Annotated in this window: 14 protein-coding genes; 6 read left to right on the top strand and 8 right to left on the bottom strand. The window is 62.9% G+C overall.

Annotated elements, in window-relative coordinates; all coding sequences use genetic code 11:
* Positions 1-16: 16 nt before the first annotated feature.
* From mazG to EIY71_RS25755, 6 genes are all read right to left on the bottom strand, one after another.
* Positions 17-850: a nucleoside triphosphate pyrophosphohydrolase gene (gene mazG / locus EIY71_RS25780; protein WP_085745419.1), complete on the bottom strand. Its 834-nt coding sequence runs from the start codon at positions 848-850 to the stop codon at positions 17-19.
* 5 nt (positions 851-855) lie between these two features.
* On the bottom strand, positions 856-3099 hold the full coding sequence (gene relA, locus EIY71_RS25775) for a GTP diphosphokinase (protein WP_085745095.1): 2244 nt from the start codon (positions 3097-3099) through the stop codon (positions 856-858).
* Positions 3100-3187: 88 nt separating this feature from the next.
* On the bottom strand, positions 3188-4573 hold the full coding sequence (rlmD, locus tag EIY71_RS25770; protein ID WP_085745096.1) for a 23S rRNA (uracil(1939)-C(5))-methyltransferase RlmD: 1386 nt from the start codon (positions 4571-4573) through the stop codon (positions 3188-3190).
* Positions 4573-5475 carry a cysteine synthase CysM gene (gene cysM, locus EIY71_RS25765; protein ID WP_166673449.1) on the bottom strand — a complete coding sequence of 301 codons (903 nt, stop codon included), beginning with the start codon at positions 5473-5475 and terminating at the stop codon, positions 4573-4575. Before cysM ends, rlmD begins: the two co-directional genes overlap by 1 nt.
* Before the next feature lie 170 nt (positions 5476-5645).
* The gene (locus EIY71_RS25760) at positions 5646-7070 is read right to left on the bottom strand and encodes a sensor histidine kinase (RefSeq protein ID WP_134023607.1); all 1425 of its coding nucleotides are present in this window, start codon (positions 7068-7070) and stop codon (positions 5646-5648) included.
* Positions 7057-7779 (bottom strand): response regulator transcription factor, encoded by a 723-nt coding sequence (locus tag EIY71_RS25755; protein ID WP_085607389.1) that lies wholly within the window; start codon positions 7777-7779, stop codon positions 7057-7059. The genes EIY71_RS25760 and EIY71_RS25755 overlap by 14 nt, the downstream gene beginning before the upstream one ends.
* Positions 7780-7995: 216 nt before the next feature.
* Between EIY71_RS25755 and EIY71_RS25750 the strand changes: the two genes are divergently transcribed.
* On the top strand, positions 7996-10749 hold the full coding sequence (locus EIY71_RS25750) for a response regulator (protein ID WP_134023605.1): 2754 nt from the start codon (positions 7996-7998) through the stop codon (positions 10747-10749).
* Between the two features lie 83 nt (positions 10750-10832).
* Positions 10833-11822 (top strand): 2-hydroxyacid dehydrogenase, encoded by a 990-nt coding sequence (locus EIY71_RS25745; RefSeq protein ID WP_134023603.1) that lies wholly within the window; start codon positions 10833-10835, stop codon positions 11820-11822.
* A gap of 10 nt (positions 11823-11832) precedes the next feature.
* On the opposite strand, the gene EIY71_RS25740 is transcribed toward EIY71_RS25745, so the two are convergent.
* Positions 11833-12273 carry a hypothetical protein gene (locus tag EIY71_RS25740; RefSeq protein ID WP_085607393.1) on the bottom strand — a complete coding sequence of 147 codons (441 nt, stop codon included), beginning with the start codon at positions 12271-12273 and terminating at the stop codon, positions 11833-11835.
* A 133-nt stretch (positions 12274-12406) separates the two neighbouring features.
* Between EIY71_RS25740 and EIY71_RS25735 the strand changes: the two genes are divergently transcribed.
* The gene (locus EIY71_RS25735) at positions 12407-12841 is read left to right on the top strand and encodes a hypothetical protein (protein ID WP_007957770.1); all 435 of its coding nucleotides are present in this window, start codon (positions 12407-12409) and stop codon (positions 12839-12841) included.
* Complete coding sequence (locus tag EIY71_RS25730; RefSeq protein WP_039772881.1) at positions 12841-13245, top strand: META domain-containing protein; 405 nt, start codon at positions 12841-12843, stop codon at positions 13243-13245. Before EIY71_RS25735 ends, EIY71_RS25730 begins: the two co-directional genes overlap by 1 nt.
* 258 nt (positions 13246-13503) lie before the next feature.
* Here the strand turns inward: EIY71_RS25730 and EIY71_RS25725 are convergent, their stop codons facing one another.
* Entirely contained in the window at positions 13504-13971 is a 468-nt protein-coding gene (locus EIY71_RS25725; RefSeq protein WP_064383565.1) for a TlpA disulfide reductase family protein, read from the bottom strand.
* Positions 13972-14085: 114 nt separating this feature from the next.
* Here EIY71_RS25725 and arsC point away from each other — a divergent pair, with 114 nt between their 5' ends.
* Both arsC and wrbA read left to right on the top strand, forming a co-directional pair.
* Entirely contained in the window at positions 14086-14439 is a 354-nt protein-coding gene (gene arsC, locus EIY71_RS25720; RefSeq protein WP_011335489.1) for an arsenate reductase (glutaredoxin), read from the top strand.
* The gene (gene wrbA, locus EIY71_RS25715; RefSeq protein ID WP_085745100.1) at positions 14436-15032 is read left to right on the top strand and encodes an NAD(P)H:quinone oxidoreductase; all 597 of its coding nucleotides are present in this window, start codon (positions 14436-14438) and stop codon (positions 15030-15032) included. Before arsC ends, wrbA begins: the two co-directional genes overlap by 4 nt.
* Position 15033: the final 1 nt, after the last annotated feature.

Below are 15033 nucleotides of genomic sequence, written 5' to 3'. Positions count from 1 at the left end.
TCACTTGGGCAACGGCTCAGCCACAGCTGGGCGAATTCTTTTCCTGACGTTTGGCTTCGCCCCACAGGGCGTCCAACTCTTCGAGGGTGCAATCTTCCATGGGTCGGTGGGTGTCGCGCAATGCCTGTTCGATAAAACGGAAACGTCGCTCGAACTTGGCGTTGGCGCCACGCAACGCGCTTTCCGGATCGACCTTCAGGTGCCGGGCCAGATTGACCACGGAAAACAGCAGGTCACCAATCTCGTCGGCCACCGCTTGCGGGTCATTTTCGGACATGGCTTCGAGTACTTCATCGAGCTCTTCACGGACCTTGTCCAGCACCGGCAAGGCATCCGGCCAGTCAAAACCGACCTGCCCGGCGCGCTTCTGCAACTTGGCCGAGCGGGACAGGGCCGGCAATGCAGCCGGCACATCGTCGAGCAGTGACAGTTGCTGCGGCTCGGCGGATTTCTCGGCGCGCTCTTCGGCCTTGATCTCCTCCCAGCGCTGTTTGACCTGCTCTTCGTTCAGGCGCGGCACATCCAGCGGCGCATACAGATCACCGGTGGGAAACACATGCGGATGGCGACGGATCAGCTTGCGGGTGATGCTGTCGACCACGCCGGCGAATTCGAACCGCCCCTCCTCCCGTGCCAGCTGGCTGTAATACACCACCTGAAACAGCAGATCGCCCAACTCGCCCTGCAGGTGGTCGAAGTCGCCGCGCTCGATGGCGTCGGCGACTTCGTAGGCCTCTTCAAGGGTGTGCGGGACGATGGTCGCGTAAGTCTGCTTGATGTCCCACGGGCAACCGTACTGCGGGTCGCGCAGACGGTTCATCAGGTGCAGCAGGTCTTCAAGGCTGTAGATCGGTTTCATGGAGTCCGGTTACGCCGCGTTTCGATGATGTTCGGCAACTGGGAAATCCGCCCCAGCAACCGCCCCAGCGCGTCCAGACCCGGAATCTCGATGGTCAGGGACATCAGCGCGGTGTTGTCCTCCTTGTTCGAGCGGGTGTTGACCGCCAGCACGTTGATCCGCTCGTTGAGCAGCACCTGCGAAACGTCACGCAGCAGACCGGAACGGTCGTAGGCGCGGATGACGATGTCCACCGGATAGGTGAGCACCGGCACCGGGCCCCAGCTGACCTGAATGATCCGCTCCGGCTCCCGCCCGGCCAGTTGCAGCACCGAGGCGCAGTCCTGACGGTGAATGCTCACGCCACGGCCCTGGGTGATGTAGCCGACGATCGCATCGCCCGGCAACGGCTGGCAGCAGCCGGCCATCTGGGTCATCAGGTTGCCGACACCCTGGATCTGGATGTCGCCGCGCTTGCCCGGTTTGTAGCCGGTCGCCTTGCGTGGAATCAGTTCCAGCTGTTCGTTGCCGCGTTCCGGCTCGACCAGTTGTTGCGCCAGATTCACCAGTTGCGCCAGACGCAGGTCGCCGGCGCCAAGGGCGGCGAACATGTCCTCGGCGGTTTTCATGTTGGCCTTGTCGGCCAGCTTGTCGAAATCCACCGCCGGCAGGCCGAGGCGACTGAGTTCGCGTTCGAGCAGGGTCTTGCCCGCCGCGACGTTCTGATCGCGCGCCTGCAACTTGAACCAGTGCACGATCTTCGCCCGCGCCCGGGACGTGGTGACGTAACCGAGGTTCGGGTTCAGCCAGTCACGGCTCGGCGTGCCGTGCTTGCTGGTGATGATCTCGACCTGCTCGCCGGTCTGCAGGCTGTAGTTGAGCGGGACGATGCGCCCGTTGATCTTCGCGCCACGGCAGTTGTGACCGATTTCGGTGTGCACGCGGTAGGCGAAGTCCAGCGGCGTCGCGCCCTTCGGCAAGTCGATGGCGTGACCGTCCGGGGTGAAGATGTAGACCCGGTCCGGCTCGATATCGACCCGCAGCTGTTCGGCCAGACCACCGATGTCGCCCAGCTCTTCGTGCCACTCGAGCACCTGACGCAGCCAGGAGATTTTCTCTTCGTAGTGGTTCGAGCCGGACTTGACGTCGGTACCCTTGTAGCGCCAGTGCGCGCAGACGCCGAGTTCGGCCTCTTCGTGCATCGAATGGGTCCGGATCTGGACTTCCAGCACCTTGCCTTCCGGGCCGATCACCGCCGTATGCAACGAGCGGTAGCCGTTCTCTTTCGGGTTGGCGATGTAGTCGTCGAACTCTTTCGGGATGTGCCGCCACAGGGTGTGGACGATGCCGAGCGCGGTGTAGCAGTCGCGCATTTCCGGCACCAGCACGCGCACCGCACGCACGTCGTAGATCTGGCTGAATTCCAGACCCTTGCGCTGCATTTTGCGCCAGATCGAATAGATGTGTTTGGCCCGGCCGCTGATGTCGGCTTCGACGCCGGTGGCCTGCAATTCGTCCTTGAGCTGGGTCATCACGTCGGCGATGAAACGCTCGCGATCCAGCCGCCGCTCGTGCAGCAGCTTGGCGATCTGTTTGTATTGATCGGGTTCCAGGTAACGGAAGGACAAGTCCTCCAGTTCCCATTTGATATGACCGATGCCGAGTCGATGCGCGAGCGGCGCATAGATGTCGAACACTTCCCGGGCGACCCGGTTACGTTTTTCGTCGTCGGCGGTTTTCACCGCGCGGATCGCGCAGGTGCGTTCGGCGAGTTTGATCAGCGCGACACGCACGTCGTCGACCATCGCCACCAGCATCTTGCGCAGGTTTTCCACCTGGCCCTGGGTGCCGAGAACCATCGACTGGCGAGGGCTGAGGCTGGCACTGATCGCCGCCATGCGCAGCACGCCGTCGATCAGCTTGGCGACCACCGGGCCGAAGCGCTGGCTGACCGCCGCGAGTTCGATCTGGCCTTCGCGCACGCCGCGATAGAGAACCGCAGCCACCAGCGAATCCTGATCGAGCTTGAGGTCGGCGAGGATCTCGGCGATCTCGAGGCCCGTGCTGAAACTGCCGCTGCCTTCGGACCAGAGATTCTTCGCCGCATTGGATTGTTGCTCGGCCTGGCGAGCGTACTCGCAGGCCTCTTTCAAGGCTTCGCGATCCAGTGCCAGATCGACACTGACCGCATGATCGAGCCAAGCCTCGAGATTGATACTGCCGTCAGTGTTGATCGGCTGGTGTGCTCTCACCTGTACCATCTTGCTTTACCTTCCCTACGACGCAGATTCAATGCGTCAAATCACTGACCGTCAATGCCCGTTCGCGCTCGCGGGGCCAAGGCGAGCGCTACGGACGACCAGTCGGATCAGACGAGCCATCCTGGCTCGCTTCAAATAACGCCATGGCCTCGACATGTGCCGTCTGAGGAAACATATCGAGAATCCCGGCACGTTTTAACCGGTAGCCCTGCTTGATCAATTCGACCGTATCGCGCGCCAGAGTTGCAGGGTTGCACGACACGTACACCAACCGTTTGGCGCCCAGGGTCGCCAGCTTGCGCACCACCTCGAAAGCACCGTCGCGCGGTGGGTCCAAGAGTACCGCAGAAAAGCCGTTTCCGATCCACTCGGCATCGGTCAAAGGCTGGGATAAATCGGCCTGAAAAAACTTTGTGTTATGCAAATTGTTGCTAGCGGCATTCGCCGCCGCGCGATCGACCATGGTCTGCACGCCTTCGACCGCCACCACTTCACGCGCGGCTTTCGCCAGCGGCAGGGCGAAGTTGCCCAGACCGCAAAACAGGTCGAGCACGCGCTCATCGCTCGTCGGTTTCAACCAGTCCAGCGCTTGCGCAACCATGGCCTCGTTGACCCCGGCGTTGACCTGAATGAAATCCCCCGGCCGGTAGGCCAGTTGCAGATCCCATTGTTCCAGGCGATAGCCGAGCGACAGTGCATCATCCACCGGCTGCGGCTCGCCTTCGCCATGCAGCCAGAGTTGCGCTTCATGGAACGCGCAGAAATCCTTGAGGATCGTCAGGTCAGCCTCGGACAGCGGCGCCATGTGACGCAGCAGAACGGCGAGTGACGAGCCACTGAACAATTCGACATGCCCCAGCGCCTGAGGTTTGCTCAAGCGACGAAGCATCTCCGGCAAGCGGGTCATGATCGGCTGCAAGGGCTGTACCAGCACCGGGCATTCGCTGATCGCGACGATGTCCTGACTGCCGGCGGCACGGAAACCGACTTCAAGCTTTTTGGCCTTGCTGTCCCAGCGTACGGCGATCCGGGCGCGGCGACGGTAGCCGAATTCTGGACCGGTCAACGGCGCCGCCCACTCCTCGGGTTCGGCACCGGCAACTCGCGACAACTGCTCGGCGAGCATGCGCTGTTTCAGGGCAAGCTGTTCGTTGTGGGGCAGATGCTGGACGCTGCAACCGCCGCAACGGCCGGCGTGCTGACAAGGTGCGGGACGACGCAATTCACTGGCACTGAACACACGTTCGGTGCGCGCCTCGACCACTTTGCCGTGGGCGCCGAGCACCCGCGCTTCGACCTCTTCACCGGCGAGGGCGCCGAGGACGAACCAGGTTTTGCCTTCAAAAAACGCGATGCCGCGACCGTCATTGGCCAGGCGCTCGATGCTCAGGCGCTGCTTTTTGCCGGTCGGGATTTGCGCGGCCTTGCTGCCGCCGGTGGGCTGGAAGCGCAGGCCTCTCTCATGCTTGGCCATCAGTTGGGCGCGTCGAAAATGCCGGTCGACAGGTAACGGTCGCCACGGTCGCAGATGATCGCGACGATCACCGCGTTTTCAACTTCTTTGGACAGGCGCAGCATCGCTGCCACCGCACCGCCCGAGGACACGCCACAGAAGATGCCTTCTTCGCGGGCCAGACGCCGGGTGACGTCCTCGGCTTCGCTTTGCGCCATGTCGACGATGCGGTCGACACGCTCGGCCTGATAGATCTTCGGCAGGTATTCCTGCGGCCAGCGGCGGATGCCGGGAATGGCCGAGCCTTCCATCGGTTGCAGGCCGACGATCTGCACGTTGTCGTTCTGCTCCTTGAGGTAGCGCGACACGCCCATGATGGTGCCGGTGGTGCCCATGGAGCTGACGAAATGGGTGATGGAGCCCTGGGTCTGACGCCAGATTTCCGGGCCGGTGGTGGTGTAGTGCGCTTCAGGATTGTCGCCGTTGGCGAACTGATCCAGCACCTTGCCACGGCCTTCGGCTTCCATCCGCTGGGCGAGATCGCGAGCGCCTTCCATGCCCTCTTCCTGGCTGACCAGAATCAGCTCCGCGCCGTACGCGGTCATCGCCGCTTTACGCTCGGCGCTGGAGTTGTCCGGCATGATCAGGATCATCTTGTAACCCTTGATCGCGGCGGCCATCGCCAGGGCGATCCCGGTGTTGCCCGAGGTCGCTTCGATCAGCGTATCGCCTTCTTGGATCTGCCCGCGCAACTCGGCACGGGTGATCATCGACAGCGCCGGACGATCCTTGACCGAACCCGCCGGGTTGTTCCCTTCGAGCTTGAGCAAAAGGGTGTTGCTGGTGACACCGGGCAGGCGCTGCAAACGCACCAGCGGCGTGTTGCCGACGCAATCGGCGATGGTTGGGTACTGCAAGGTCATGGCGTTTTTCGCAATCCGGACAGCGGGGGCGCCTATCATACCGGCAAACCTGCGCTGGCCATATCACGCAAAGTGTGGTGCTTATGGTTTCTTGGAATAAGCAATAAAAGTCGCGCCAGTGGTGCGACTTTCTAGAAAGAGTCAGCAGTGCGGACACTTTTTTGTGCAGCTCAAACAAGCTGCGGGCGAGTCATGTCCACTGTGGGAGCTGGCTTGCCAGCGATGGCGTCGGGAGCGACAGCACTGTCCTCCGCCACCAACCGCAGATTCAGTCGCAATCCCGACGGGCCGTTCTCGGCCCACAGGGTTCCGCCCTGGCGTTGCACCGCGTTCCTCGCGATGCTCAGTCCCAGACCAAATCCACCGTCCCCCGGCCGCGAGCCGTCGAGGCGAATGAAGGGCGAGAAGATCCGTTCCAGATCCGCCTCGGCCACGCCGCCGCCCTCGTCCTCCAGCCACAGATGCCAGTAATCGCCATCCCGTCGACCGTCGAGCCGCACGATTCCGCCCGGTGGCGAATGGCGAATGGCGTTGCGCAGAATGTTTTCCAGGGCCTGGGCCAGGGTGTTGAGATTGCCGCGCACCCAGCAGGAAGCTTCAACCCCGCACTGCAACTGCCCGATCGGGCAGCAACTTTCGTAGCAGGCGTTTTCGGTGAGCATTTCCCATAGCGCCTGAATCTGGATCGCTTCGTCCGGCAACGGTGCGCGTTCGGTGTCGAGCCAGGCCAGTTGCAGGGTGTCCTCCACTAGTCGCTGCATCACGTCGACTTCGCGACCGATGCGCTCGCGCAACGGTTGCAGTTGCTGCTCGCTTTCGCTGGCGACCCGCAACCGGCTCAGAGGCGTACGCAGTTCGTGGGACAAATCGCGCAGCAGCTGCTGTTGCAGGGCGACGGTGGATTGCAGGCGTTCGGACATCGAGTCGAAGGCCCGGGCCAGTTCGCCGAGTTCATCGGGGCGCTGGGTGATGCCGCTCGACAACCGCACATTCAATTGATCGGCGCGCCAGGCATTGGCCTGCTCGCGAAGATTGTTCAGCGGCACCACCAGCAGGCGATACAGGCCGACGCACAGCAGCAAGGTGAACAGACCGGGAATCACACCGTTGGTGATGACCCGCCAGAACACCCGGTATTTCCCCGGCAGGAACCGCTCGGGCAACTCGATCACCAGACTGCCGGCAGTCGGGTCAGTGGGGAACGGGACCCGCAGCCACGGCCGGCCCTTTTTGTGAATCGGCCAGTCAAGGCCTCGCAGGAAAGTCAGGTGCTGAAGCTCTTGAGTGCTCAACGGCTGGCTGCCCAGCGACTGCAGATTGCCACCGATCACGCCGACCCAACCGGCCTCACGCAATTCCATGCTTTGCAACCAGCTATCGATGTCATCGCGCTCGCCCTGCTGCCAGGCGCGTTCGGCCTCGGCGGCATAACGGCTCAGCGTGCGGCGGGCGTCGTCGGAGAGGAACTGGTTGCGCTGTTCCATATACCGGCCCCAGGACCAGCTCAGCCAGATCATCAGCAGACAGAACGCCACCAGCAGGCAGGCGAGTTTCCAGAACAGCGAGTGCCGGCCCGGCAGGTCAGACACTTTCATCGACGGCACTCAGGACGTAACCCTTGCCCCACACCGTACGGACTTCCCGCTCGGTGTAGCCGACCGACTTGAGTTTGCGGCGGATCTGGCTGATGTGCATGTCGAGGCTGCGGTCGTGGGCGGCATAACCGCGCTGAAGAACGTGCTGATAAAGGAAGGCCTTGCTCAGCACTTCCTCGTCGTTGCGGTTGAGGGTTTCCAGCAGACGGTATTCACTGCGGGTCAGGCCGGCGGGCTGGTCGAGGTAGAACACATCGCACTGCTCGTCGTCGAAACGCAGCCCGCCGACCGGCACCACCGGGGTGACGGCAGCCGGACGACGGTCGAGGGCGACCCGGCGCAGGATCGCTTCGATCCGCACATGCAGCTCGGCCATGCTGAAGGGTTTGGGCAGATAGTCGTCGGCGCCGAGGCGAAACCCGCTGATACGGTCGGCTTCGGCACCGAGGGCTGACATCAGCAGCACCGGGGTGGAATGGCTCTGACGCAGCTGGGTCAGGACGTTCAATCCATCCAGCCCCGGCAACAGAATATCCATCAGCACCACATCGAACGGCTGGCGCCGGGCGATGCTCAGGCCTTCACTGCCGTTCTGGCACCAGGTGACCTGGAAGCCGCTGCGACCCAGTTGTTCATGGACATAGGCACCGAGGACGGGATCGTCTTCGATGGAAAGAATGCGGGGTTGGCCAATAGAGACAGGAGTCATGACTATCTGCAAATAATTCTCAGTTGGGCGATTATTCAAGATTGCCCGGCGCCCGGCAACCCAAGCTTGACCTGTCGGACAGATGACCGGCCTGCGAGTGAACAACCACGACATCATTTTTCCCAAGATTGCCCGCAAGCAAATCGCTACACTGCGCCGATACCGCGTGCCGGACGCACGTGTGAGTCAACGATCAGCGGGATGCAGGAGAAAGGCGTGCTCAAGAAACTGGGAATCAAAGGTCGCGTATTGTTGCTGACCCTGTTGCCGACCAGCCTGATGGCACTGGTGCTGGGCGGGTATTTCACCTGGACGCAGCAGTCCGACCTGCAAACCCAACTGATGCAGCGCGGCGAAATGATCGCCGAACAACTGGCTCCGCTGGTAGCACCGGCCATGGGCCACGGCGATGCCGAACTGCTCGAGCGCATCGCCACCCAGTCTCTCGAACAACCGGACGTGCGCGCCGTGACCTTCCTCGCGCCCGACCGCTCGCCACTCGCCCACGCCGGCCCGACCATGCTCAATCAGGCGCCCAGCGGCGACAGCGCGCATTTGCTGCGACGCAGCGGCAACGACGCCACGCGCTATCTGCTGCCGGTTTTCGGTAAACACCGCAACCTCGCCGGCGAACTGATCCCGCAAGAGTCCGACCGCCTGCTCGGCTGGGTCGAACTGGAGCTGTCGCACAACGGCATGCTGTTGCGCGGCTATCGAAGCCTGTTCGCCAGCCTGCTGCTGATCGGCGCGGGTCTGGCCGGCGCCGCCTTGCTGGCCTTGCGCATGGGCCGCACGATCAACCGCCCGCTGAGCCAGATCAAACAGGCCGTCGCGCAGCTCAAGGACGGTCACCTGGAAACCCGTCTGCCGCCATTGGGCAGTCAGGAGCTGGATGAACTGGCGTCCGGCATCAACCGCATGGCCGGCACCCTGCAAAACGCCCGCGAAGAATTGCAGCACAGCGTCGATCAGGCCACCGAAGACGTGCGCCAGAACCTGGAAACCATCGAGATCCAGAACATCGAGCTGGACCTGGCCCGCAAGGAAGCGCTGGAAGCGAGCCGGATCAAATCCGAATTCCTCGCCAACATGAGTCACGAGATCCGCACACCGCTCAACGGCATTCTCGGTTTCACCCACCTGTTGCAGAAAAGCGAGCTGACCCCGCGCCAGCTCGACTACCTGGGCACCATCGAAAAGTCCGCCGACAGCCTGCTGGGGATCATCAACGAGATCCTCGATTTCTCGAAGATCGAGGCTGGCAAACTGGTGCTCGACCATATCCCGTTCAACCTGCGCGACCTGTTGCAGGACACCCTGACCATCCTCGCCCCCGCTGCTCACGCCAAGCAGCTGGAACTGGTGAGTCTGGTGTACCGCGACACGCCGTTGTCGCTGGTCGGCGATCCGCTGCGGCTCAAGCAGATCCTGACAAATCTGGTGAGCAATGCGATCAAGTTCACCCGCGAAGGCACCATCGTCGCCCGCGCCATGCTCGAAGAAGAAAACGACGACAGCGTGCAGTTGCGCATCAGCATTCAGGACACCGGCATCGGTTTGTCGAACGAGGACGTGCGCGCGTTGTTCCAGGCCTTCAGCCAGGCTGACAACTCGCTGTCGCGCCAACCCGGCGGCACCGGTCTGGGGCTGGTGATTTCCAAGCGTCTGATCGAGCAGATGGGCGGCGAGATCGGCGTCGACAGCACGCCGGGGGAAGGCTCGGAATTCTGGATCAGCCTGAACCTGCCCAAGACCCGCGACGACGCCGAAGACCTGCCTTGCGCGCCACTGCTCGGGCGCCGGGTGGCGGTGCTGGAAAACCATGAACTGGCGCGTCAGGCCCTGCAGCATCAACTGGAAGATTGCGGCCTCGATGTCACGCCGTTCAATACCCTGGAAAGCCTGACCAATGGCGTTACCGGCGCCCATCAAACCGATCAGGCCATTGATCTGGCGGTGCTCGGCATCACCAGTAACGACATGCCGCCGGAGCGCCTCAACCAGCACATCTGGGACCTTGAGCACCTTGGTTGCCGAGTGCTGGTGTTGTGCCCGACCACCGAACTGACGCTGTATCACCTTTCGGTGCCCAACCCTCACAGCCAGTTGCAATCGAAACCGGCCTGCACCCGCAAACTGCGCCGGGCCTTGTCGGACATGGTCAACCCGCGCCAGCCGCGCAGCGAACCGGGCGAACCGTTGTCGAGCCGCGCGCCGAAAGTGCTGTGCGTCGACGACAACCCGGCCAACCTCTTGCTGGTGCAGACACTGCTCGAAGACATGGGCGCCAAGGTGCTGGCCGTGGAAAGCGGTTACGCCGCGGTCAAGGCGGTGCAGAACGAAACCTTCGATCTGGTGCTGATGGACGTGCAGATGCCCGGCATGGACGGACGCCAGAGCACCGAAACCATCCGCCAGTGGGAAAGCGAGCGGCATTGCACGCCGCTGCCGATCGTCGCCCTCACCGCCCACGCCATGGCCAATGAAAAACGCGCGCTGCTGCAAAGCGGCATGGACGACTACCTGACCAAGCCGATCAGCGAGCGGCAACTGGCGCAAGTCGTGCTGAAGTGGACGGGCCTGGCGTTGCGCAATCAGGCGCCGGACCGTGGCGGCGAAAGCGTGCTGGGCAATCAGGAATTGCCAATTCTCGATCACGAAGAAGGTTTGCGCCTGGCTGCCGGCAAGGCGGATCTGGCGGCGGACATGCTGGCGATGCTGCTGGCTTCGCTCGAGGCCGACCGCGAAGCCATCCGCACCGCCCGCGACAGTCAGGATCAGAACAGTCTGCTCGAACGGGTGCACCGCCTGCACGGCGCCACCCGTTACTGCGGTGTGCCGCAATTGCGCGCCGCCTGCCAGCGCAGCGAAACCCTGCTCAAGCAGCAGGATCCCAAAGCCTCGACCGCGCTGGACGAGCTGGAACGGGCGATCAATCGTCTGGCGGCCCAGGCGAAGATCAGCGCCTGATCCACGGCAATGCCGGTCAACGTCGACGCAGCTAAAGTTGTCGCGGGTGATTTGCGCCCGCGTCGATGCTCCAGGAGGATTTCATGCGCACGATCATTTTCAGCAGCCAGACCTACGACCGCGACAGTTTCCTCGCCGCCGACTGCCCGGCCGGGATCGAACTGCACTTCCAGCCAGCCCGGCTCAGTCTCGATACCGCAGCGCTGGCCGAACATCACGAAGTAGTCTGCGCGTTCATCAACGATGACCTCAGCGCGCCGGTGCTGGAGCGTCTGGCGGCGGGCGGCACTCGCCTGATCGCCTTGCGTTCGGCCGGCTACAACCATGTGGATCTGGCCGTCGCCAAACGTCTGGGGCTGGCCGTCGTGCGCGTACCGGCCTACTCGCCCCACGCGGTGGCCGAGCATGCGGTGGCGTTGATCCTCGCCCTCAACCGGCGCTTGCATCGCGCCTACAACCGCACCCGCGAAGGTGATTTCAGCCTGCACGGGCTCACCGGTTTCGATCTGGTGGGCAAAACCGTCGGCATCGTCGGCACCGGACAGATCGGCGCGACCTTCGCGAAGATCATGCACGGCTTCGGCTGCGAACTGCTGGCCTACGACCCTTATCCGAACCCTGCCGTCGAAGCGTTGGGCGCGCGCTACCTCAGCCTGCCGGACCTGCTGGCGCAAGCACGGATCATCAGCCTGCACTGCCCGCTCAACGAACAGAGCAAACACCTGATCAACCGCGATTCGCTGGCGCACATGCAACCGGGGGCGATGCTGATCAACACCGGGCGCGGCGGTCTGGTGGACACGCCGGCGCTGATCGACGCCCTGAAGGACGGCCAACTCGGTTATCTGGGACTGGATGTGTATGAAGAGGAGGCGCAGCTGTTCTTCGAGGATCGCTCCGACCTGCCGCTACAAGATGACGTGCTGGCGCGGCTGCTGACCTTCCCGAATGTGATTGTCACCGCGCATCAGGCATTCCTGACCCATGAGGCGCTGGGCGCGATTGCCGCGACCACCTTGCACAACATTGCGACCTGGGCGGCGGGTACGCCGCAGAACCAGGTCGAAGGCTGAGCGATCGGACTCAGACCGGGGGCGGCGTCGGGGTAATCGCCACGCACAGGATCAACAGCGCCAGCCAGCCGAACCCCAGCAAACGTTGCTTGAGGGAGTGGCCGCTGCGCAGCAGGAACCAGACAAACACCAGCGGCATCAGAAACGCCATGATTTTCAGCCAGCCTTCCACCGGGCGCGAACCGTCCGGGTTCAACACCGGTTCGACAGGCTGCGAACGACGGCGTCGCCCCGCCGCGGCCGGCATGATCTTCGGCCGCTCGGGAGCCGGCGGCGGAACGAAGGCCTCGGGCACGGCCTTGTTACGCGGCAGGCTGCCAAAGGAAATCGTCGACGCGCCCTTTTCGGCGTGAGGAGCCTGTGCATCTGCCAGTGGAGCCCCGCAATGAATGCACGCCGTGGCTTCTGAGCTGATGCTCCGCTTGCATTCATAACATTCGATCAGCGCCATGTTCCGTTCCTTGAAAATGAAGGCGGCAGTTTGCCACGACTGCGGTGTCGATTTGAACCGGATCGAAGGTCGCACGCGCGCATCATTCTGCAATCAAGCCCGTGCTAGCATGTCGCGCATATTTGGAGGACCCATGGTCGAACACGATTTCCGCTACACCCTGATGAACCCGCAACACACCCTCACCGAATGCCGCGCCCTGGTTCCGGGCCGTTATCAGGTCACCGGCAACGGTGGCTCGATCCGCATCGGCGACGTGCTGGTCGTGACCCTCAAAGGCAGCAAGGACTTGTCCATGCGCCTGACCGTCGACACCGTCCGCCACCTGATCAACCCGCCGGGTCAATGGACTGCCATGACCACCGGCCCGGTGTTCGGTGAACTGGCGATCCACACCTGGCAGGTCAACTGCGACAGCTGCGCCAAGGAGCTGAGCTTCGAATTCGCCGTGGACGCCAAGCTCGGCAAACCTGCGGAAAAACCGGCCGCCACGGCACGTATTGCGGAGCTGGGCTGGAAAGCCGTCGGCGACAAGCACCTGTGCCCGAAATGCCAGGAGCCGGCGTGATGAAACACCTGGCCCTGACCGCCGTTGTCGGCGCCGGCCTGATGGGTTGCGCCGCGGAACCTGTGCAACTGCAACAGAACCGCAGCTACATTCTGGAATGGATTGGCGAGCGTCCGCTGATGGACTACAGCCACCTGACCGTGACCCTCGGCGATGATGGCCGGGCGTATGGCAATGGCGGTTGCAACCACTGGTTCGCGCCGTACACCCTGGAAGGCGACAAGCTGAGCTTCGGCAAGATCGGCAAGACCCGCAAACTCTGCGCACCGGCGCTGATGGAGCAGGAGCAACGCTTCCTCCAGGCCCTGGAGCACGTGGAGCGCTGGGACATCTCGCCGATCGAGCAGATGCGCTTCTGGCCGGCTGAAGGCAAGCCGTTGCGCTGGTGGCTGGAAGAGGGTTGATCCTTTAGATCGCCAAGCCCCTCACCCTAACCCTCCCGAAACGTCGGACCGCCCAAAGGGAGAGGGGACTGATTGGGGGATATTGGAGAGATACGCCGACCTGAAAGACCTTCACCGAATCCATAACCAACCGGATTCCACTCTGACGAATCTTCAGTCGACCTGATCTTCCAGGTCGATGGAAATCGCCAGACACCTCGGTCGGCCCCCTCTCCCTCCGGGAGAGGGCTGGGGTGAGGGATGCTTTATAGCGGCAACTCAATTTGTAGCCTGCAACGCCTCAAGCTTCGCCATCACCCCCGCCGCCGTCTGCTCGCCCATCAACTGTTCCCGCACCTTGCCCTTGTTGTCGATGATGTAAGTCACCGGCAAGGCCTCACTGCGCGGCAGTTCGAACAGGTCCGCCGGATCCTGCGCCAACACGGTGAACTTGATGCCCAGTTTTTCGCTGGCGCTCTTCAGCTCTTCCCCCTGCACGTTGTCGAAATTGACCCCGAACACGCCGATCTTCTTGCCCTTGAGCTCATCGGCCAGGTGATTGAGTTCCGGGATTTCCGTGCGGCACGGGCCGCACCATTCGGCCCAGTAGTTGAGCACGACCCATTGTTTGTCGAGGCGCTCGGACGCCACTTTCTGTCCGTTCTGGTCGATGCCGTAGTCGTTACCGCAGCCCCCCAGCATCAACGCCCCGATGATCGTCAATGCCGCTGCCAGTGCCCGTGTCATGTCGTGTTCCTTGTGAAAAATTGAATGCGCCTGCGACCCATCGCCTCCCAAGGTTCTGGATTGCGCGCTGCACAGTTAGAATAGCCGCCACTCTACGCAAGAAGCGACCCGCCCATGACCGATCTGACGCTTTATCACAACCCGCGCTGCTCGAAATCCCGCGGTGCGCTCGAACTCCTCGAAGCCCGTGGCCTGACGCCAAACGTGGTGCGCTACCTCGAAACCCCGCTGGACGCCGCGCAGATCAAGGCGCTGCTCGGCAAGCTGGGAATCAGCGCACGGCAACTGCTGCGCACCGGCGAAGACGAATACAAGACCCTGAACCTGGCCGATGCCAGTCTCACCGAGAAACAATTGATTGAAGCGATCGCGGCCCATCCGAAGTTGATGGAGCGACCGATTCTCGAAGCCGGCGACAAAGCCGTCATCGGCCGTCCACCGGAGCAGATCCTGGAGCTGCTGCCGTGAGTGCGCCGTACATTCTGGTTCTGTATTACAGCCGCAGCGGCTCGACCAACGAGATGGCCCGGCAGATTGCCCGTGGCGTCGAGCAGGCCGGTCTCGAAGCGCGCCTGCGCACCGTGCCGGCGATCTCCACCGAGTGCGAAGCCGTGGCACCGGACATTCCGGATGAAGGCGCGCTGTACGCCACTTTGGATGACCTGAAGAACTGCGCCGGCCTGGCCCTCGGCAGCCCGACCCGTTTCGGCAACATGGCCGCGCCGCTCAAGTACTTCCTCGACGGCACCAGCAACCTGTGGCTGACCGGCGCACTGGTCGGCAAGCCGGCCGGAGTGTTCACGTCCACCGCCAGCCTGCACGGCGGTCAGGAAACCACCCTGCTGTCGATGATGCTGCCGCTGCTGCACCACGGCATGCTGATCACCGGCCTGCCCTACAGCGAATCGGCGCTGCTGGAAACCCAGGGCGGCGGCACGCCGTACGGCGCCAGCCATCACGCCGGGGCCGACGGTAAAAGCGGTCTCGATCAGCACGAAGTGGCGCTGTGCCGCGCCCTCGGCGCACGTCTGGCCAAGACGGCCCGGAAACTGGGGAACTGAG

This window comes from Pseudomonas sp. CH235 (assembly GCF_004368175.1).
Lineage (GTDB): Bacteria > Pseudomonadota > Gammaproteobacteria > Pseudomonadales > Pseudomonadaceae > Aquipseudomonas > Aquipseudomonas paraglycinae.
This window is presented reverse-complemented; position numbering and strand designations above follow the sequence as displayed.